Origin of the sequence: Microcystis sp. M31BS1, from assembly GCF_020245285.1 — a bacterium.
Classification (GTDB): Bacteria; Cyanobacteriota; Cyanobacteriia; order Cyanobacteriales; family Microcystaceae; genus Microcystis; species Microcystis panniformis.
The window spans coordinates 1-19449 of record NZ_JADBVE010000159.1 but is presented as its reverse complement, the minus strand read 5'-3'; the positions used below and the strand labels follow the sequence as shown (position 1 = coordinate 19449).

Annotated in this window: 18 protein-coding genes; all 18 read right to left on the bottom strand. The window is 45.7% G+C overall.

Going from position 1 to position 19449, the window contains the following annotated elements; translation table 11 throughout:
* Positions 1 to 527: 527 nt before the first annotated feature.
* Complete coding sequence (locus IM509_RS08980) at positions 528 to 1097, bottom strand: Pvc16 family protein (protein ID WP_052275902.1); 570 nt, start codon at positions 1095 to 1097, stop codon at positions 528 to 530.
* Positions 1094 to 1756: a YkgJ family cysteine cluster protein gene (locus tag IM509_RS08975; RefSeq protein WP_170863894.1), complete on the bottom strand. Its 663-nt coding sequence runs from the start codon at positions 1754 to 1756 to the stop codon at positions 1094 to 1096. Before IM509_RS08975 ends, IM509_RS08980 begins: the two co-directional genes overlap by 4 nt.
* 30 nt (positions 1757 to 1786) lie before the next feature.
* Complete coding sequence (locus tag IM509_RS08970) at positions 1787 to 3943, bottom strand: AAA family ATPase (protein WP_081417845.1); 2157 nt, start codon at positions 3941 to 3943, stop codon at positions 1787 to 1789.
* Between the two features lie 54 nt (positions 3944 to 3997).
* On the bottom strand, positions 3998 to 4219 hold the full coding sequence (locus tag IM509_RS08965) for a hypothetical protein (RefSeq protein ID WP_072925043.1): 222 nt from the start codon (positions 4217 to 4219) through the stop codon (positions 3998 to 4000).
* Positions 4220 to 4322: 103 nt separating this feature from the next.
* Entirely contained in the window at positions 4323 to 4937 is a 615-nt protein-coding gene (locus IM509_RS08960) for a hypothetical protein (RefSeq protein ID WP_185237218.1), read from the bottom strand.
* Positions 4938 to 5318: 381 nt separating this feature from the next.
* Positions 5319 to 6263, bottom strand: coding sequence for a tail fiber domain-containing protein (locus IM509_RS08955; RefSeq protein ID WP_185237217.1), 945 nt, complete (start codon positions 6261 to 6263; stop codon positions 5319 to 5321).
* Positions 6264 to 6281: 18 nt separating this feature from the next.
* Positions 6282 to 7214 carry a tail fiber domain-containing protein gene (locus IM509_RS08950; protein WP_072925051.1) on the bottom strand — a complete coding sequence of 311 codons (933 nt, stop codon included), beginning with the start codon at positions 7212 to 7214 and terminating at the stop codon, positions 6282 to 6284.
* A 39-nt stretch (positions 7215 to 7253) separates the two neighbouring features.
* Complete coding sequence (locus IM509_RS08945) at positions 7254 to 7673, bottom strand: hypothetical protein (RefSeq protein ID WP_072925053.1); 420 nt, start codon at positions 7671 to 7673, stop codon at positions 7254 to 7256.
* 10 nt (positions 7674 to 7683) lie between these two features.
* Complete coding sequence (locus IM509_RS08940; protein WP_072925056.1) at positions 7684 to 9171, bottom strand: hypothetical protein; 1488 nt, start codon at positions 9169 to 9171, stop codon at positions 7684 to 7686.
* Between the two features lie 58 nt (positions 9172 to 9229).
* Positions 9230 to 10042 carry a phage tail protein gene (locus IM509_RS08935; protein WP_072925059.1) on the bottom strand — a complete coding sequence of 271 codons (813 nt, stop codon included), beginning with the start codon at positions 10040 to 10042 and terminating at the stop codon, positions 9230 to 9232.
* 40 nt (positions 10043 to 10082) lie between these two features.
* Positions 10083 to 11558: a baseplate J/gp47 family protein gene (locus IM509_RS08930; protein ID WP_072925061.1), complete on the bottom strand. Its 1476-nt coding sequence runs from the start codon at positions 11556 to 11558 to the stop codon at positions 10083 to 10085.
* Positions 11559 to 11612: 54 nt separating this feature from the next.
* Positions 11613 to 15101 (bottom strand): putative baseplate assembly protein, encoded by a 3489-nt coding sequence (locus tag IM509_RS08925; RefSeq protein WP_052275909.1) that lies wholly within the window; start codon positions 15099 to 15101, stop codon positions 11613 to 11615.
* Positions 15102 to 15126: 25 nt separating this feature from the next.
* On the bottom strand, positions 15127 to 15519 hold the full coding sequence (locus tag IM509_RS08920) for a GPW/gp25 family protein (protein WP_052278394.1): 393 nt from the start codon (positions 15517 to 15519) through the stop codon (positions 15127 to 15129).
* Between the two features lie 13 nt (positions 15520 to 15532).
* A complete protein-coding gene (locus IM509_RS08915; protein ID WP_052275910.1) occupies positions 15533 to 15934 on the bottom strand; it encodes a PAAR domain-containing protein in 402 nt (133 codons plus the stop codon).
* A 34-nt stretch (positions 15935 to 15968) separates the two neighbouring features.
* Entirely contained in the window at positions 15969 to 16622 is a 654-nt protein-coding gene (locus tag IM509_RS08910; RefSeq protein ID WP_052275911.1) for a phage baseplate assembly protein V, read from the bottom strand.
* Complete coding sequence (locus IM509_RS08905) at positions 16619 to 17686, bottom strand: phage late control D family protein (RefSeq protein ID WP_052275912.1); 1068 nt, start codon at positions 17684 to 17686, stop codon at positions 16619 to 16621. Before IM509_RS08905 ends, IM509_RS08910 begins: the two co-directional genes overlap by 4 nt.
* 118 nt (positions 17687 to 17804) lie before the next feature.
* Positions 17805 to 18506, bottom strand: a complete 702-nt coding sequence (locus tag IM509_RS08900; protein WP_052275913.1) for a CIS tube protein — start codon at positions 18504 to 18506, stop codon at positions 17805 to 17807.
* On the bottom strand, positions 18497 to 19449 hold a 953-nt coding region (locus IM509_RS08895), incomplete at its 5' end, for a hypothetical protein (protein WP_272079319.1). The genes IM509_RS08895 and IM509_RS08900, both read right to left, overlap by 10 nt.

Sequence of the window (19449 nt, the reverse complement as noted above, 5' to 3'; positions counted from 1 at the left end):
CATATGTTCTTGTCGGATAAGTGCAAGGGTATTTTAGCAATTTTAGCCGTTTTCTGTCCCTTTTTCTTGACTTTTTGGGAATTTAATATGGCTGTAATCCTTATATCATAAGTATTTCACAGTTATTCAGCAAACCCTATTTAAATAAGAGAATTTTATCTGATTTTTTTCAAAATGAGAATTGCTGCTCTTATGGAGTAAGCCTTCAAGCTATCGCTAACTAACAGAAACCCGGAATTTGAGTTTTTATTAGAAAAAAAGTTAGCGTTCCCTTGTCAAGCAAGGGTTTCAGAACCTAGATTCGGTTAGGGATTTCCGAAAGTCCCTCCAAGAGCATTATACTAAATCCGTTGAGTAACGCACAGAAAACGGGTTTCTCGGAGAAACCCGTTTTCTACTCATGCACTCATGCAAAACGGAGAATAAATAATCAGTTTTTAATAACTGGATTTAGTATTATTTGTCCGTTTTCATAGATAGCTTCGTATTGCATGGGTTGAGTGGCTGTTCATCATTAGCTTAACTACCTACTTTGGCTCGACTTTGAGAACTTTTTCTGTTACCAAACGAACCTCAACCGCTGTAAAGGGTTCAACTGCAACAGTCACCATGTAGCTGATACCCGCTTTCATGCGCCCGTCAAGAGCCCCCCAAAAATCCCAAGCATTCGGGGTGCGTTCAGGTTGAGAAACCCAGGCGCGGAGAGGTAGAGATTGATTGGCTATTTGCCCCTTGAGGACTTCCGTTGGCAAAATTGGATAGCTCAATAAGGTCTGCAAAATACTGCCTAACAGTCGATGTTCGTCGGCGACATCGGTTGTCCAAACGGTGATTAGATAGGATAAATCAATACGAGTGGGGGCAATTTTTTCGGTTCCTGTTCCTGTGGTTCCGTTGCGGGAGAGATAGCGCTCATTGCTGCGTAACTCGTGATTCTCGCGGATGTCGTAGAGAAAACAATTAATTGTAGGCTTATTCGGCTTGGGATTCCAGTCGTCTTTGTTCGGCACTTCAAACTTAATATCGATCGCGTTAGGATCGAGAGGCACTTTTTGCACCAGCAATTCTTTAAGCGTATCGTCGAGATCGTGGATCATTGAATTTCACCTCCTGGAAGTTCCATTTCTGCTGCACTCAAGTTGTGGGGCCAGTTTGGCTCGTTCAGCTTGGGATTGACAATTTTATTTTCAAAGTCGAGCCAGATGCGCCTGTCGTTGCGGCAATCGTAGGCTCGGCAAGGGATGGGGCGCTGGGAATGCACCGTACAGCCTAAACCTTGGCGATCAAAGTGGTGGCAATAGCCGTCCGCACCTTTGGCAATAACATAAGGTTGGCTCAACTCCCAGCGGATGACTCCTTCTTCGATGTCTTGGCGCGACAGGGGAAAAACCATTTTGCAGCAGGCAGCCTGGCACAAATGTACCCGATTTTCGCAGTCAATGGCGACGGGTTGGGAAAAGGTATATTTATCTTGTTCTGGTTCCTGCAAGGAAACGCCCGGATCTTGCTGCAGGAAACGTTTGAGCAGTCGTTGGGCTACCTGCTTTTTCCTTGTGTCAATTTCGTCAAGATCGAGTAAGCCTTTTTCTGTCAGCAGTTCGATGAGCGCATAGACGAAGGAGGCGGCTTCCAGGGTGCGCCCTGCCGTGGCATTTGTGCGTGCATGGAGATAAGTTAGGCCCTTTGCCACCTCATGGTGTCGGGCAAGGTCATCAGGCATGGCTGGATTAATCCCGGTTTGGCTTTCTTGATCCATGATACTTGGCAGAACAATGGGCAAACCAACTTACTTTTGTTTAAATGGCAAAAACTCCTCCTCCCCAATCAGTCTTCCCATCTTCTGAAACTCCCGCTTGGTTGCTTGCAGCAGATGTTTCATCGTCACACACTGGCTCTTTTCTGCGGCGAGGAAGGCAGCCGCCAGGGCGATGTTGCGAATATTACCTCCTGCCAGCTTGAATTGCCGCGCCATGCCTTCGAGATCCACATCGGCTGCCAGGGGTGTCTGTTTGGGCCAGATGCGCCGCCAGATTTGCAGGCGGTAGTCCGCTTCAGGAAAGGGAAACTCGACAATGAAACGGATGCGCCGAGTGAAGGCTTCATCTAGATTCTGCCGCAAATTGGTGGTTAGGAGCGTCACCCCTTCGTATTCCTCCATTTTCTGCAACAGATAGGCAATTTCAAGATTAGCGTAGCGATCGTGGGCATCCTTAACCTCGGAGCGCTTGCCAAAGAGAGCATCTGCTTCGTCAAATAAAAGGATGGCATTGGCACTCTGGGCGGCGGTAAAGATCCGCTCCAGGTTCTTTTCCGTCTCGCCAATGTACTTGCTGACTACTTGGGAGAGGTCGATCTGATAGAGGTCGAGGTGCAACTCCTGGGCGATGACCGCCGCCGCCATTGTCTTACCCGTACCAGGTGAGCCAGAGAAGAGGGCATTTAGCCCTTTACCGAGGGAGAGTTTCTGCTCGAAGCCCCACTGACCGCAGACGAGGTGATGGTATTTGACCTGATTGCAAATTTCTTGGAGTTGAGTCAGTCCCTCGGGCGGGAGGATCAGATCGGCCCAGGTGGAGTGAGGGGAAATTTTGCGGGCGAGGGAAGTCAGGGCTTGACCTGAGTGGGCGCGAGCAGCAGCAAATAGGTCTTCTAAGCTTAAGGAATGAGGGGGTTCCTGGGATGCCTGGGCCGCCTGCCAGCGAGCCTGGTGCTGGGCTGAGGCGACTGCATCGCCAATTTGTTCAGGAGTCAGGCGGAAACGGTCAGCGAGGGTATCTAACTCCTGGGCCGGTCGGCTAATGCCAGATTGGGAGAGATAGGCTTGCCAGTTGTCCCGACGTTGGGCAAAGTCGGGTAGGGGAAAGGAGACGGGAAGAATCGTGCGGGTGGAGCCGGGGATGTCTGACAAGTTTGGCCCTGCTCCTCCGAAGATGGCGATGCTGGGAAATTGGGCGATCGCCTGCAATAGGCGCTGATAGTTGCTTATCTGCTCTTGGGAACCCAGTGCGTCGATTCCCTCAAGATACAGCACCCCATCTTGAAACTGGGCTTCTCGCAAGAGCAGGGGCAAGATTGACTCTAGCTCGGTTTTCGCGGCGATCGCTGTGGCGATGTCTGCTACTAACAGCCTCATGTCCAACTTGAGAGCGATCGCTTCTGCTGCTTGGCGCTTTCCCACTCCCTGGGGACCGTGAAAGTGAAGGTGTAAAGGCTGATTGGCTTCCCTCGCCTGGAGTGCTAAGGCGAGCAAAGCTTGCTGGATTTTGGCATCTAACGACAGTGACTCTGATTCTGGAATCGGCTTAACTATCTGGCAGAATGTGGCCAATCGGGAGTCGAGTCCCTCCTGTCCCAACAGGTAACGGATTAGCTGCTCATCAGGCTTGAGGTAACAAGCAAGTAGGGGAGGCTGCACCTGATGGGGATCCGCCAACAGATGTAACAGTCGATGGCGGATTAGGGGCGCGTCTGGGGCAACCCGATACCTTTGCCACAGCTTGCTTGGGGCTGAAGAACACAGCAGGTTGAGGGCGAGATCTACTGTGGGTCGCCTGCGAGTTACGTCGTCCTGGAGGTAGGCGTAAAGCCTTTCGTAGCGCAGGTCGAGTTCGGGAGCGAGGGCAATTACCACTAGCGCTAGGTCGAAGACGGACAGGTCAAAGGTTTGCTTGAGCCAGGCTAGGCGGGATGCTTTGTCGGCTAACTCAGAAAAGGATGGCTCCCAAGCTTCTCCTCTGAGTTTCAGGACAGGATCTCCTGGCTGGCGCACTAACAATTTCTCGACATCTTCCTGAGTGAGATAAAGACCTTGATAGGCTTCAGTTGTTGGGTCTTTGGCATAGATTGCTTGAGCGGCAACCACTGCTTTTTCTAGCAGTTTGTCTAACCACTGTAAAGCTGGTAATAGATTTTCCAACCAGGCTTTATTAGCCTCGATAACCATAATAAACACCACAGAGACACAGAGGACACAGAGTTTTTTTAAATGTTAAATACTTCAGTTAGTTTGAGAGAGAGATTCTACTATTTCAACAACGTCAAGATTTTCTTCTTCCTCAGTTTTAGCGAGTAACTCTTCTAATACTTGAATAGCGCCACTGATACGAAGCATGGTAGTCCTTAGATTCGACCCTTGTGTTTCTAAATCAGCTAACATTTTTTGACCAGATTCATATTCTGCTTTGAGTTGTTCGAGGCGTTCTTTGATTTGTTTTTTCATAGGAATAATGCGTTGGAAAAATTTGCTTCTAACCTAGGTCATAACATAAAAGCTGATTTTGCAATGGTTTGGCAGATTAATTATCGCCGATTTCATAAATTATCTACTCTCCTGGCTCTTCATTGAAGATAGCATGGTATAAAATGCCTAAAATTTTGTTGATGTCTTTAATGTAATACTCACTCAAATCAATCTGAACGGTTTTACCTACAAGTTTTAAAAATCTCCAGATAGTTCCAATTGTCACGACTCCGTAAATGACAGAAATTTCATTACCTTCCTGTTGGTTGAAGATTTGAGCGGCGATTGCTTCAGCAATACACTGACCAAATCCTGAGTTTAAGTTTTCATTTTTCGCCTCAACAATTGTGATAATCGGCTGACGAATAAATAACTGTTCTGGATTTTTACTGATAATAAAGTCGCAAATACCGTTCAAGCCTTGGCTGAAATCGACAGTAAAGTCAACTCCAGAAAATAGACTAATTTGGTGTTTTAATTTTCTTCGCAACTCTAATAAGACAGGAGCAATAATCATTTCTGAACGAGCTTTTTCGGTGTTGATAGCTACTGCTAAATCGACTGTTTCCTGGAGGGTTGTCATTAAATATTCACTACCCTCTACTTCTGGAATGGAGGCGAATAATTCAGATTTTTCCCGAATAGTTAAACCAAAAAGTTTTACTAATTCATCTAACTTGAAATTGCCATAAGCCATTTACACTCACCGCCTTTTATTGTTCAAATAAAATTCTAATAAACACCACAGAGACACAGAGGACACAGAGTTTTTTTGTTGATTCAGTGATGGTAATAATCTATTCTTTCCATGTAATAATACCTCCGCATTAGAAAGTCCAGTGTACAAACTTCCCTGTTCGTAGTAACGACTTTAGTCGTCCCTGATTACAGAAGTGGTGCGTTACGGCGAATTATTAATTTTGGTTTTTTGACCAAATTGATAGCCGCCTAACGCACCCTACACTCTTTTCAATGCTTCCTGAACAAAACTTTCTTAAAAAAAAGAGTGGTATTTCAGGTTGGCAGTGTGTTACTTTTTTAACGCACTCTACAAGAGCAGCGATCACACTAATCATCTTTAAGATTTTTTCTCTAGGATTTCAACTTTTTCTGCTAATTCTAAGAGCCTCTTTTCTTGCTCTTTAATGACTTTAGTTAGCAATGCGACAATATGATCATTACTGATACTTTGCCTGTCACGAGATGCCACTAAATCTGGAACATCTTCTGCGATAAAGCCAAGATGTAAATTCTTATCTTTATCGTCTTTCAGATTGTATTTAACGGGATTTAGTTCAGCTAAGGCATCAACAGCTTCTTCAGGAGAAATTTTCAGAATATTCTCCTTTAACTTTCTTGAAGAAGACTTCAGAAATGAGGTAGCTTTGACATTGCCATTGACCTCTAATCTTTCGGAAGGACTGTCAGTTCCGACACCGACATTCCCACTGGGTTTAATTCTCATTACTTCTTGACCTTGAACGTCTCCTCCGTGTAGCACATTAACAAATCTTAAGTCATCTTGTAGATCATCACCCCAAGCAATCACCGCATCTTTTCGGTTAGGTCCTTGATCTTTTAAGCCAATAAATAAACTATCACTATCCCAAGTAATATTGATTCCTTTTTGCATCCAATCACGATCCAAGTTTCCTCCGCCAATCTCTAAGACATTTGTTACTGATAAATTACCAGTAACAGTCAAACTATTTTGAATTGTCAGAGGACCTGTCATCGTATCCCCGGCTTTGTTAACTGCCAGGTCGAGGTTTTTCACAACTCCCGTTAAGTTTGAGCCATCCCCGAGAAATGAGGTAGCTTTTACATTGCCATTGACCTCTAATCTTGCGGTAGGAGCGGCGGTGGTGGCAATGCCGACATTGCCAGTAACAGTTAAATCTGTGGTCTTAATTTTGCTATCGATTTGCAACTCTTTGGCTGCACTACAGCTAAGTACCGGCCATTGATTTTCGAGAAGATCGTCCTGAAAAAACGCAAGACTTTTGAGATTTTGGTCAGCCATCTTAATTGCCTCCTTAATTTAATAAGATTTTTGGATTGGCGGTTCTAAAGCTTTGATTTTTTCTGTTAATACAGATATGGTGATTTGTTGATCTTGCAAGACTTTAGTTAATACGCCAACGATGTCCATGACACTCACTCCTTTTCGGTCAGAGGTTGCCAAAAATTCCGGTACATCTTCAGCGATAAATCCGATGTTTTGACGTTGGTCACTATCAGTTTTGTAATTGAACTTAACGGGATTAAGTTCTGCTAAAGTTTGAACTGCTTCTTGGATGGAAAGCCGTTCAATATTTTCTTTTAATTCCTTGGAAGAACTGTTGGTGAATTTTCCGACGACACAAACGTCTTTAGCAATTAGGGAAAGTCTGCCATTGTCATCATTAATAATTCGGGCATTGTAATCTTCTGCCACTCCGGCAAAATGGAAGTCGATGTAGGGTCTGCCACTACCTGGTGTAGAGGGATCTCCACCAAGCTCAATACTACCTCCTTGATCGAGTTGCAATCTACTATTCCCCCATTTAATCTCTCCTTGTACTGATAAATTGCCCTCGATACTTTGCGTCCCAGTAAAGGTATTTTCCCCTCTTGTTGCTACTAAGTTAGGAATGCGGTCAACACTTAACGTTCCCGAAGTAATATTTTCAGCATCAATATTGCCTGAGATTGTGCCAGTAACGGTGAGATTATTTTGAATCGTCAGCGCCCCGGTCATCGTATCCCCGGCTTTTTTCACTGCCAGGTCGAGGTTTTTCACAACTCCTGTTAAGTTTGAGCCATCTCCGAGAAAGGTGAGTGCTTGTACGATGCCACTGGCTTGTAAATCTGTCGTTTTAATTTTGCTATCGACTTGTAACTCTTTGGCTGCACTACAGCTAAGTACAGGCCATTGATTTTCGAGAAGATCGTCCTGAAAAAACGCAAGACTTTTGAGATTTTGGTCAGCCATCTTAATTGCCTCCTGATTTTTAATTCATTAATTAACCATTCAATTTCTGCCACAAACTGGCACATCAATCAGGTAAAATCCAGAGCGAACTGTCTGCAATTTGATAACAATTGGGTTGCCTTGCTCATCTGTCTCCAATAGTCCTCCTGCTGTTTCCCCTTCGCCAACCGCTTGACTTTGAAGTCCCATTTTATATTTCTCCTTGAGCTTAGGTGGAGGATAACTGTCGTACAGTTTATTCATTTCTTTGGAGGATAGTTTTTGACAATTCTGGGTTTTTTCGATTTTCCCTAAATCAGCGTTGGCTGTCTCCACTCGAACAATTCCCTCGGTAGCCCCTTCTTTAATGATGACGAAAGCATAATTGAGACCCTGTAAAACTTTAGGGACAAGAATTTCGGCTTCGCCACCCGGTTTCGGTTCGACAGATAGGGGAACTTTAAAAAATGCGATCAACATAACTCCCTCCTTATTGAATATTTACAAATACAGCAATATAACCTGTTCCCTCTTTGAGAGATTCTAAGGCTTTGCCAATAATACTGCCAAGTTTGGGTTCGGTGGCTTTCTTGGCGTGTCCAGGATTATTAGATGAGGTGAGCAAATCACCCACTTCAATAGGGGCTTCGGTAGCATCGACCTTGCAGTGGGCGTAAGCACCAAGAGTTACTACCAGTAATTCGCCACCATTTTCTACGAACGTCGGATCATCAGGTTCAACTCTAGTATCAGGAGAATTTTGATCGGGTATGCTTTCGCGGTCAACAATCCCAATAACTCGGCTATCATTTTCTGTGTCTGCCAAGGTCACTTCAGGAACTGGGATTTTGTTGTTATCACCGTAAAAATGATGGATAGGTGTGCCTTTTAATGTCACTAAATCCCCCGTTCTCAATCGCTGTTCACTGGCGTTGACGAAGGCATCTACTACATAGCCAGTCTTTGGCCCGGTAAATTTGGCTCCACCATTAACGGTTAGTTGATCGGTGACAGTTAATGCACCACTGATGGTGCCTCCCGTAGTTGGCAAAGCACCCACCTGAGCCGCCGTTGTACTATGGGGATTATCGAGGCGATTAGCGTGAGTATTGAAAAGAGTCGTTACCTCGCTATCCCGGGCAATTGCTGGGTCAATTCTCGCCTCATTAATCACCCCTGTACTCGCATTAATCTGAGTAACAAGGCGGTTCGTTCCTCCCTGATTATCAATTAGGGCGGCGGTTGTTTGGTGGGGGTTATTGGTGTTACTGGTGTGGCTATCCAACTCAGTCCCATCAGCAGAAACATCCCGACCATCCACTGTCCCAGTCACTTCCAGATTACCAGTAACTCTCAGGTTACTTTGTAAATCGGCTCGTCCGGCGGCTCCTAAACGCATCCGGGACCATTGGGAGGGGTCAACATTAGTATCAGTTAAAGTGAGACTACGGGCTTCTAAATCGCCAGCAACAACCCCAGCAGCACGCCGCCGATTGACTCCCTCTCCTTCATCGGTGGCTGTAATTTTGCCCTCAGAGTTCACTGTCACCCGCCCCAAGATTAATTGCAGACTCAATTGATCAGCGGAAGGGGGATTTTCACTTATATTAATGGTGGGGATTTCTTGTACGCGGGTAAAGCCTTCTACTCCCGTTTCATTCGTCTTATCGACTTGCTTATACTCGTGGGCGATAGTAACATAGACCGTTTTATTAACAAAGCCAGATAAATCTTTATTAGCTTTCTCCACTAGCACAATCTCTCGTCCCTCACTGTCAATCGCCATGCCTTCAGCAATTTCTATCTGGGACGAACCAATAGTATATTGTAATTTTAAGCCATCGGCGATGCCCCAAGTGTGGAGATTCTCATTGTGTCGCCGTCTCATCTCTAGGTGATAGGTTTGTTCCTCAGTAAAATCGGGGGCTCGCAGGAATTGCCCGTTAAAGTAATTTAAGCGTTTGATTGGGTTAGCCATCTTTCGTCTCCTTGGGTAAGTTTAGATTGCAGTACAGATAGTGTTAGGTCGGTTATCTTCAAAGCGGATCTAAAAGAGTATCGATGCCTACAGTGGAATTAACATCAATCCGAAATACAGGCGTTACTACTGTAATCGGTTGGCGATAGTCAGTGTGAGCTGGTTTTTGTAAATCGACAATAGCGGTAACAATCTCTTGCTGTTGCTTGCGCCGTTCAGGATTGGCCGTTGGCAAAACAATTTGCACCCAAAAGAAGAAGGGAGCGCCACCATCAAGTATGGTATCTTTCCCAATGGTAGCATGGACACCTACCTGAAATGGCGCGTTCAGTTCATTGACCTGCACACCAACATCAGATGTCGTCTGTACCCCCGTTTGGGTATAAATAATTAAAGCTTCTTCTAAACCGCGTTTAGTGCCTCGCAGCCGATACAATTGAGTCGCCCTAGCAATTAACAGTCGTTTCTTATTTTCCTCCCAATCATCCCGCAGAGTCAAGGCTACCCAACTAGCCAGCCAAGGTAAGAAGTCGAAGTCTTTGTCCCTGGGGTCGCTGGGAGCGCGTTGAGAGGCACTCAAGTTGGCTCCAGCCTCAAAATACCGATACACTCCCGCTAACTGGGTTGTTCCGCTACTAGCTGGATTGAGTAGCTTGTCTAAATCGGTAATGTTTCCTCCCCCCAGAATTTCTTCTAGACCCGGTTGGGGGACTTCTAGGGATACTTCTCCTAAACCAAGGATAATTCTTTCAAAAGCCAGTAGGAAGCGACCGAGAAAATTCGGCTGGTTAGCTTCACTATCTTCTTGAAAAATAGCCGGTAGGTAATTTAGTAAACTACTTGCCTGTCCAGTTCTTTCATTGATTGTCATAAAATCCCCTCCAGAAAAAATTGTTTGATCACTTACTTGCTCAACCAGTAATAGCTGAATTCACCTCAACCAGCGATCGCAAATCAATCACTTCTCCTGCTTTGATTAACAGCCATCCCCCTGGTTCTTGGTTGCGGTCGCTGGATAATTGAATAGAAGTAACCTGAGCAATACCAGTAATAATTGTTGCCAAATTTAATTCAAGAGAATTTGTCTCAAGATACTGAGAATCTACTAAGTTCAGGCTGCTCAGCTTGATTGTTTGGGTGGCGGTAACTTCAATTTTCATGTTAGTTGCACCAGTCGGATTTAGAGCGCAAATTGTTGGATATAAAGGATGGAAAAAAGCTCGGGTTTGGCTTTTAATTTCTCGCTTCAGTAAGTCAGGATTTGCTCCAGAAGCAGCCCTAACTTTAATTGTTAACTGCACTACCAAAAAATTAGCACTAGGTGCGATCGCTATCTGGTCTAGTTTGAGGCGGTTTGCCGGCAGATAATGGTCATACAGTTCCAGTCCAATCGGTTCCCCCCGATCATTCCAGAGGGTTTCTGTTGCTAGGCAATGTTGATCTTCTGGCTGGCACTCGCTGACAAGTAGAACGTCTGTTAAATAATCAATTCCGTCAATTTTTTCTAGTAATTCATACACCTCCGAGACGTGAACATCTCGACTAAAAGGCCAGTTTTCCGGGTCAAGGAATTGCTGCATAGCTTTGACGATGCCGTTGCTGACTGTCTCAGTGAGTACATCAGAGCGACGAGCAACGAGAATTTCCACACTGATAGGAGTATAGGTCGGACCGACAACCGACAGGCGAGTAGTGAGGATAGACCGTTGCTGAAGATATCCCTGAAGTGCATCTCGTAGTAGAGTCGTTGGTTGGGGTCCTAATTGATTGGCACTGTCACTATCTTTATCAGGTAGAATCAGAACACTAACATAGTTAGGTTTACTTTGCTTCTTTTCTTCTTCCCTCCCTGCTCCTAAATAGCGTTGCGGAACACAGTAAGCGCGTTTAATTTTTTGGCTCACTTTTGAGGGTAAATTTTCTTCTTTTACCTCTAAATTAGTAGTATCCCACCATTCTTTGCAGCGGTCTTTAAGAGATTTTTCAAGTAATTTGTCCGCCTTTTCTTCTTGCTGCATCTGCACTAACCAGATGTTAAATTTTTCCTGACTTAGAATTTCGTAATCTTCAGCCGTTATTGCTCGATATTCATCCCGCAAATTTAAAACAGCATCCTGGATTTCTTGTGCTAAATCCTGATTTTGCTCGGCAACCCAATCAGGTCCATTAAGCAACCGCAAAAATGTTCGCAAGTTATCATCAGTTATTCGATTTTGCCGATACAGCAACATTTCCGTCAAGTAGGCCAACATTTCAATCAGGGTAATGCCTGGATCGGAGGGATTATAATTTGTCCATTCCGGGGCGTAGTTAGGAATCAGTCTGAGGGCTTCGGCAACAAGATCCTCATAAGTGCGGTCATCTAAGTTAGGCAATTCTAAAGGCATGGTAAATAATTCACAATTTAATTAATTTTCAATCTTCAAAAACTGCAAGCTTCCTCAAGATTCCTCAAAAAATAGGCTGATGGTGTGAGTACCAGAATAGACTAAGAAACGGCCGGTCTTTCTTATCGCCTCAACCTCCTGAGAAACCCTGCCATCATCGACCAGGAGGCGGCGAATATAACTGACCCCCGGGACGGCTTCTAATAGGGCATAAAAATCGGATTTGTAGGGTTCGCGTCCAAAATCCCAGCCATTGCCATCTAATCCGCCCGTCAGGGGGTGTAAAAATTGCTCTAGGGTTGCTTTAACTGCTTGTTCGACAGCACTGGCTCCTTCGAGTGAACTCAAAGCAATTTCGACATTAACGCTTACTGGGATATAAGGAGGCCCAACCACCAGAATCTCGACAGTTGGACAAGCACGCGCTCTGAGAAACTTTTCAACTCGGCTAATCAGTTCCAGACTTGGTAGAGGCTTGAGCGCCTCAGAGCGCGGTACGATGATGATGCTGGTTGTTCCCCGTCTAGGTGCTTGCTCAGGTGGATCTCCTAGCCAATGTAGAGGTAGGCATTTCGCCCTTGCCACCTCTGGGGAAGCCAGTTTTGCTAAGTCTTCGTAATCTTCTAGGGTGACGGCGCGATCGCGGTGACGGATAGTTTCAGGGAGGCGATCGCGCAGGGATTCCAGGGTCTCTGCTTCTGCTCCACCCACCGCCGCTTGTAAGTTGGTCACTTTCTCGATGTAGGGAACTGTGGTCTTCAGTTGCACAATACTATCAACAGGTTTATTCCCCGCTTTGCCACCGCCTGTCTGATACCGCGCTATCCTTAGATTACCAGTTCCCAGAGGCGGAATCAGCCCGTTGCGTCCGTTACCAAACCGAATTTTGCCCGTAAGCTGGTCGAGGACGTAGTGGCGATCGCGGGAACTTGAGCCATAAAAATCAGGAACTTGCTGCCATTGTACCCAGACTTCTCGAGAATTGGGAGTTGGGGTAATCGGGTTGCTATTTCCTGGCAGTTTTAGTCTCTCTAGCTCTAGTTCTGAAGGTTTTTCTGGTTCTCTGACCTCTAATTGTGGGTTTTGCAGGACGGGAAAGCGAGTCGTTTGGAAAATTTGATTTTCTGACCCGTTACTAGAACCTAAAATTTCCTTGACAATCGTGAGCGTTTGGCTGGCAAAAGTTGTATTGAGGGCAAGGTTGATGATTCTAGGTTCAATGAGATAGTCTCCTGTTTCCCACTGTACCCGTAACCAGTAACGTTCCGATAAGTCAAACTCGGCTTTAGTTTGACAGTCAGCCGGAACCAAGAATTTAATTAATCCTGAAAGGGTGAAATTTTCGCTGCCATCATCGACCGTAAGTTTGGACCAAGCTTGTCCATTCCAATATTGCCAAGATAACCGGACTGGCGACATTGGCGGTAGTTGGTCTGCCACAAAAGTTTCTAAAGTAGCAGTATAAATAGTAGCAAAAGTATCAGGACGGCTCAGGCGGAGGAAAGCAATATCTCGGTTTTCCTGATTGAGATCTTCGGGAATAGTAATCTGCACTTTTAAGGATTTTATTTCCCCAGGAGCAAGAGTAATTGAAGTCCCTTCCTCTGAGATTGTCGTCTCCCAATTATTGCCCCAAATTTCCACTCGCCAAGTGACTGATTGCTCCGTATCATTTGTTACCCATATAGGATGGGTGACTATTCCGGTTGTCGCAACTTGACGACTGTAGGGAGGAGAAAGAGGGATAAATTTTTCCCCATATTTCAAGTCTGCTAAGGAGACAAAAAGACTCAGAGGACGATTGGGAAATTTGGAGCGATTTTGCGGGAGGGTAAATCCTAGATATAACGAAGGATGAGATTCTGTGAGGGCTTCAAAAGGAATAAATGGTTGTTCTTTCTGTTGAATGTAGGTAAAGTTATTGTAGGTTTGACAAGCAGAAAGGGACTGAGTAGCATTATATGTATAACTTAGGGTTAGGGATTTGAGCAAAGGGGGAGAAAGGGTGTTAGAAATTAACCATACTCCTGTCCCCACTGGATGAGGCGATTGTAGGGCTTCTGTCAAGGTCAGGCTATTATTTGAGGTATTAACAACCCCGATAGTTCGGACCTCCTGAGTGTTAGTTCCCGTGGCAATTTGGATGCGATCGCCTGGCATAAACCCCCGGCTACTGTTGACGATAATTTGCTCGGTGTTTTCCCTAATTTCTTGTCTGAGGGTAGTAAAAGTAGGGGGTTGAGAGGAAGTACCCGTGCCATAGTTTCCCCGAACAATCCGCACGCGAATCCAATAATTATTCTTGCCATTAACTTCACCTAATCCTATCTGATTGGGCAAAGTAAAAGTGATTGAACCGCTTTGGCTGAATTTGGCAGTTGCTAGACTACTGGGAGTTACCAATAATGGCTGCCAAGCCTTACCATCCCAAGTATCGAAGGCTAATTCAACTTCATTTTCGCTGTTGACGGGGACAGTTTCATTGAGGGTGATGTTGACTGTTACCCTAGCTCCGGCTTTGGAAAAGACTTCCTGACTAGCTAGGTAGAGTGTGTCACTGAGGCGGGGGGTTTCGCCAAAGGGAGAGAAGTCTTTAGTTAGGTCGAGGGGTGAAGAATTAATAAAACCGAGATCGGGTAGTAAATTCGACTGATTGACCCTAACACTAGCAGTGATAGATTGAATACTTGGTAAGGGGTCAGATCCGGCGGTAAAAGGCTGATTGAGCGCAACTTTCAGCCAGGACGCTTCTACGCCATTGATGATTTGTTTAACGGGAACGGGAAAGTTAGGAATTGATACTTGCCAACTTTGGTTATTTTCTGAGATATTACTGACCAATTGACTGATTTGCCGCCAATCTTTACCATCCCAATAAGACCAAGTCAAGGGGAGTCCTGCTAACCTCTGAGCCTCCTCAGATTGAATTGTTAAGGTGACAGTTTTAGCAACTGGTAGGGTGAATAGGTCATCGCAAGCTAAGTACAGGCTGTGTTCGACTCCCGCATCGCCATGAAAGACAAAACCCGCAGTTGCAGTTTTGGTCGTCAGCCACCCAGTGCGATCGCTCCAGGTATCCTGCTGCGGCTCCCGCACAAATACGGAGGTGAGTTGAGCGGCGGTAACTACTAATTCCGCTTCTGTTTCAAAGATGACTGGGGCTTTTTCCCCTTCCGCTGGGGGAGCGGCTACCTGAGTTCCCACTGGAACCACTACATCCACTGTAGAGCCAGCCGCCAAAGAAAAGGTCAGGGGAGTGCGAGCGGCTTGAGGTGGGAGGCGGGAGGCTCCTAACAAGTCCAGGAATGCCAAGAAATTCTTGTCCGGGACTTGGTTCAAGCGCTCGATGATAATTTCGGCAAAGCGGGCAAAGGTGCCAATCAAGACGGCACTGATAGTCCCCTTTTTCGGCAGTCTCTTGCCTGTTACTGGATCTATTTCAGATTCCTGCCAAGTGGGTGCATATTCAAGCAGTAATTCCTGCAACTGCTGGGTAATCTCAGTTGCTGTGCGCTTGTCAATTTTCGGGGCTGATTTAACCATTGAATTATGAATTATGAATTAGGAATTACATTCTTTCTAAATAAAACGGATAGACGAGATTAAAAACGTTATTACTTGCTCGCACCTGATAGTCAATACTGATGAGCAGTTTTTCTCCGTCGCTGTCGGATTGGGAAATAACTTGAACGTCTAGTACATCAATGCGAGGCTCGAACAAGAGCAAAGCTTCTCGCACTTGTTGGGAAATTTTGCCAGCGGTGGCTGCCGTATTCATTTCAAAAACGAGGTCGTAAATCCCGCAGCCGAAATCAGGGCGCATCACGCGCTCGCCCTTAGCCGTTCCCAGAATGATCCAGATGGACTGACGGACGCTTTCTTCGTACTTTGCCCATTTGAGCGCCCCCGAATCCACCTGAATGGGGAATCCTACGCCAACACCTAAAAAAGATTTCTCCATCTCCATCCTCCCCTTAACCAATTAAGACAGTACCGACAGCAATAACCTGTCCTACGGGCAAATCGGCTGGATCATTGCACGTCTGGGCTGTATCGCTGTTACGCGCTGCCATCTTACCGTTGATCTTGACGGTTGGGCTACCGATTTTAATGGTGGCTTTGTTGGCGGGAGGGTTCTGGAATGCCGTACCAGGAGGGGTCGGGATATGGGGCGGAGTGTTGTCTGCCGTGCTGTCCACGGTGGCGGCTGCCATCCCCATAATCTTGACATCTGCACTGAGGTTGCCGTTGATGATGCCAATAAAGGGGTGGGGAAGGGGAGTCGGAACTGGTGGTCCCGGCGGTGCTGGCACCATGATAATGTGGGTGTCGGTGGCAATAATTTGGTCGCCTTGTTTAGCTGCGGGTTGTCCCATAATGGATTTTAGATTTTAGATTTTAGATTTAAAACTAATTGAGGTTGATAGTTGCGCCTTTAAGATTCATGGTGGCGCTGGCTTTGATATCCATGCCTGCACCAGCTTCTATTTTGCTGTCGGCGGAAGACTTAATTTCGATTTTTTGTGCGTCTAGTTTGATCGTACCTTTAGTAGCAGAAATGGTAATGTCTTTGTCAGCAGTAATAGTAATTGTGTTATTAGATGTATCGAAAATTAGACTGTTATTGCCACTTTTATCGATAATCTCAATAGTTTCTTTGCCATCTTCATCATTGAGACGAATGGCATGACCGCTGCGAGATTTGATCAGCCGCAGGTTATTTTTCCCGTCGCTATTATTAGCTGGAGGTGCATCTTTGCCATTCCAAAGAACCCCCAAAACGTAAGGAAAACGCGGGTTTCCCTGCTCGAAACCTACCAGAACTTCATCATCTACTTCTGGGAGAAAGTAGATCCCTCTTTCTTTGCCGGCCATTGGGGCAGCAATTCTCGCCCAGTTGCTTTCATCTTCATCTTTATCGCTAAGCCAGGGAAATTTCAACTTGACTCGACCTAAGTTATCCGGGTCTTTATTGTTGGTAACTATACCTACGACCACTCCGAAAATACGACCGGCGATCGCTTCCCTAGTTTCCGTATCTACTGTCACCTCAAAGAGATTCATATTGCATTCCTCCGAATTGTAAAATAGGTGAAGTAACCGCGAGGTCCGTAGCGATGGCTGGCCGCGGTGACGTAATACAGTCCACTAAATCGCTGACCAATCCCATCGATCTCAATGACTTTACCGGCCCGCACTTGGGTATTACCCCGACAAATGCCTTGACCAGTAATCAATCCCAGTACCTCCCGATTAAATTGAGCTTTAGCAAATTGATCAGCTTCAGCTTGACTGGCAACGGGGCGATCGCTAATGCCTCCTATCCCCTCACCGAAGGCACTCTCACTAAGCTTGGCACCACTCGACTGTCCCCCCATCGTCGAGACTTCATCCCCTGCCTTAGCCTGTCCAAGAACTTTTTGCTTGTCCTTGGCACTCCAGCCGCGCACTGACACCTGGTTCACCTGTCCGAGAGAGGAGAGGCGGGGATAAAATTCCAGCAGGTTATCTTCCAGAGTCAGGGTTAAGACGGCGCTACTGGCATTCCCTACCGGACGGAACAAGAGGGTTTTGTCCTCTACTACTACCTCATACTGGAGCTGCCGCGCTCGTGCTTGCAAGAATTCCAGATCGGTCTGGTTAGCCTGCATAATATAGTCATGGGTGACTTGGCTATCTTCGGCTTTGGCAGTAAGTCCTCCTTCACTGGCAATTTGAGCGGCGATGTCGCTGTCTTTTTTCTGGAGGAAAGTACGAGTCTTGCGTCCTCTTTGTAGTCGGTGGCGGCGATCGTAACCGCGTACGATAAAGCTAGGCAGGCGATTGATCGTAAATTCTGGTTCTAATCCGGTAATTTCTCCCTTAATTAAGGTGGCCACTTGGCCCCCATAACCCAGTTTAACCTCTACTTCGGTACCAAGAGCAAAAAGAGCGTCATCGAGTAAGGAAATCTGACTATTCTGAGTTTCAAGTCCAGTCAGTTCCACTGTGAACATACTGGGTAGAGTCAGGTCATCCTCAACGGTGATGCTAATAACCTGAATTTCTGTCTCAATTGGCAGTGGTGAACCGCCAATTTTCAGAGCAAAACTCGGTAACAGCAAATTTGGCGTACTCGTTGTCGGCATTATCGATAATTCTCCTGATTTTAGATTTTAGATTAGTTTTTTCCCCGTTTTCTGTTCGCTGCCATATAACTCTGTCACCTGCCCAATTCCCAATTCATAATTCATAATTCATAATTCATCAACGTAGTTTCGGAATAATTAGAGGATTGCTCACTTTTAAATGGCGCGGATCGTCTAGATTATTTGCTTGGGCGATAATGCGCCAGAGATTGGGATCTCCATATACTTCCGCCGCTAGGCTGCTTAAAGTGTCTCCTCGCTTGACTAGGCGTGTCGTTTGTTCGGGATCAGTTTGTTTGAGGTCTTTTTCTCGATCAATCCATTCAGTAAAAGTCACTGTCAGCCTAGCGCGTAGGGGTTTGCCATCACTTTTGAAGAGGGTAAAGTTCTGCACCAAGTTAGTCACCACTCCAATAAAGGGAAACTCAGGAGGATCAAGGGGGTTTCCCCAAGACACTGTGCAAATTGGCGGTTGATTGGTATCCCGTTCAATGCGCGTCAGCTTGACAATTTTATTGGTGAGTTGGCGCACGTCATCTACTGGCTTACCCTCAACGGGTTCGGTCACGTCAAAAAACAGTTCTAAAACAAGGGTACGACTTCCTCCTCCCCCAAACTGCAAAACTGGTGCATTCAAATTTCTCTGGACGGTAGATTGCTCTCCTTTGGTGGCTGTTGAAGTACTAGCAGATACTTGCGAACTCCAAGTGACTGGTTTGGTAATTGAATAGGCAGTCGGATTGAATTGCACCGTAATTTCTGGCAGCTTAGACGGTGGTAGAGGTTTAATCTTTAATTTGGTAGGCGTTTCTAGTACCATTGGCTCATTCCTCGACGTTCACGTTCAACGGTTAACTGGCGAAACAGCAGACGGCTGACTTGTTCGGCGATGTCTGCAACATTAACTACCGGAGTCTGGTTTGGTGTCTGAGTGATCGCTGGTATAGCAGGATTTGATGGCACAGCTTCCATCTCGGAAGTCGTATTTGACATCTGGCGCAGGCTATTGGGACGATTAGGATTGACTGGAATACTGACTGACGGCAAAGAGGAGTCAGTATAGCCGTTGTTGGCGGCGGAGAAAACTGTCCTCGCTGGTTCACTGGTAGTTTTACGCCAAACCAGATTGGTCGGGACTGGGAGGTTTCCTGGAACCTCTCTAGAGGGAATTTCTGGGACGACGGCGATCGAAGTTGTTGCTAATTCGGAGTTAACGGCGGCAATATCTCTATTTGCTTGATTTCCTGACTGTTTTTGTCCTCCGATCGCCTCTCTGTGTATTGTACCTGAACCTGTTGTTAGTCGGTTAGATTCTTTATCTAGCGATTGTAAGCTTTGCCGCAGCAACAAGGGGGTTGCTGTGCTTAAATTGCTTACTTGAGGTTGTCCTAATTCCACTGAGGTAACTTTTGTTTCTCCTTCTGTTGACGCAACTATTGCCTCTGATTGGTCTAAAGTAGCTGCTGATTCTGAGTTAGAAGTGGGATTATTTATTCTTTCAGTAATTGTTCTCAAAGGTAAAGTAGATTCTCCCGAAGTGGCTGTTAAAGAATCTATCTTTTTTTCCTCAGATGTTTCGTCTGGCTGCTGCCAGTTTTTTCTGAATACTAAAGGATTGGTTATTGCTTCGTTACTAACTAAAGACTGTCCTTGTTCAATAGCAGTAACTTTTGTCTCTGGTTTGAGAGATATTTCTGCTGATTCTGAGTTAGAAGTGGAAGTATTTATTCTTTCAGTAATTGTTCCCAAAGGTAAAGTAGATT

Excerpts from the sequence above, each read along its gene's own strand:
- IM509_RS08980 (WP_052275902.1), bottom strand. The coding sequence starts at position 1,097 with ATGATCCACGATCTCGACGATACGCTTAAAGAATTGCTGGTGCAAAAA.
- IM509_RS08975 (WP_170863894.1), bottom strand. The coding sequence starts at position 1,756 with ATGGATCAAGAAAGCCAAACCGGGATTAATCCAGCCATGCCTGATGAC.
- IM509_RS08970 (WP_081417845.1), bottom strand. The coding sequence starts at position 3,943 with ATGGTTATCGAGGCTAATAAAGCCTGGTTGGAAAATCTATTACCAGCT.
- IM509_RS08965 (WP_072925043.1), bottom strand. The coding sequence starts at position 4,219 with ATGAAAAAACAAATCAAAGAACGCCTCGAACAACTCAAAGCAGAATAT.
- IM509_RS08960 (WP_185237218.1), bottom strand. The coding sequence starts at position 4,937 with ATGGCTTATGGCAATTTCAAGTTAGATGAATTAGTAAAACTTTTTGGT.
- IM509_RS08955 (WP_185237217.1), bottom strand. The coding sequence starts at position 6,263 with ATGGCTGACCAAAATCTCAAAAGTCTTGCGTTTTTTCAGGACGATCTT.
- IM509_RS08950 (WP_072925051.1), bottom strand. The coding sequence starts at position 7,214 with ATGGCTGACCAAAATCTCAAAAGTCTTGCGTTTTTTCAGGACGATCTT.
- IM509_RS08945 (WP_072925053.1), bottom strand. The coding sequence starts at position 7,673 with ATGTTGATCGCATTTTTTAAAGTTCCCCTATCTGTCGAACCGAAACCG.
- IM509_RS08940 (WP_072925056.1), bottom strand. The coding sequence starts at position 9,171 with ATGGCTAACCCAATCAAACGCTTAAATTACTTTAACGGGCAATTCCTG.
- IM509_RS08935 (WP_072925059.1), bottom strand. The coding sequence starts at position 10,042 with ATGACAATCAATGAAAGAACTGGACAGGCAAGTAGTTTACTAAATTAC.
- IM509_RS08930 (WP_072925061.1), bottom strand. The coding sequence starts at position 11,558 with ATGCCTTTAGAATTGCCTAACTTAGATGACCGCACTTATGAGGATCTT.
- IM509_RS08925 (WP_052275909.1), bottom strand. The coding sequence starts at position 15,101 with ATGGTTAAATCAGCCCCGAAAATTGACAAGCGCACAGCAACTGAGATT.
- IM509_RS08920 (WP_052278394.1), bottom strand. The coding sequence starts at position 15,519 with ATGGAGAAATCTTTTTTAGGTGTTGGCGTAGGATTCCCCATTCAGGTG.
- IM509_RS08915 (WP_052275910.1), bottom strand. The coding sequence starts at position 15,934 with ATGGGACAACCCGCAGCTAAACAAGGCGACCAAATTATTGCCACCGAC.
- IM509_RS08910 (WP_052275911.1), bottom strand. The coding sequence starts at position 16,622 with ATGAATCTCTTTGAGGTGACAGTAGATACGGAAACTAGGGAAGCGATC.
- IM509_RS08905 (WP_052275912.1), bottom strand. The coding sequence starts at position 17,686 with ATGCCGACAACGAGTACGCCAAATTTGCTGTTACCGAGTTTTGCTCTG.
- IM509_RS08900 (WP_052275913.1), bottom strand. The coding sequence starts at position 18,506 with ATGGTACTAGAAACGCCTACCAAATTAAAGATTAAACCTCTACCACCG.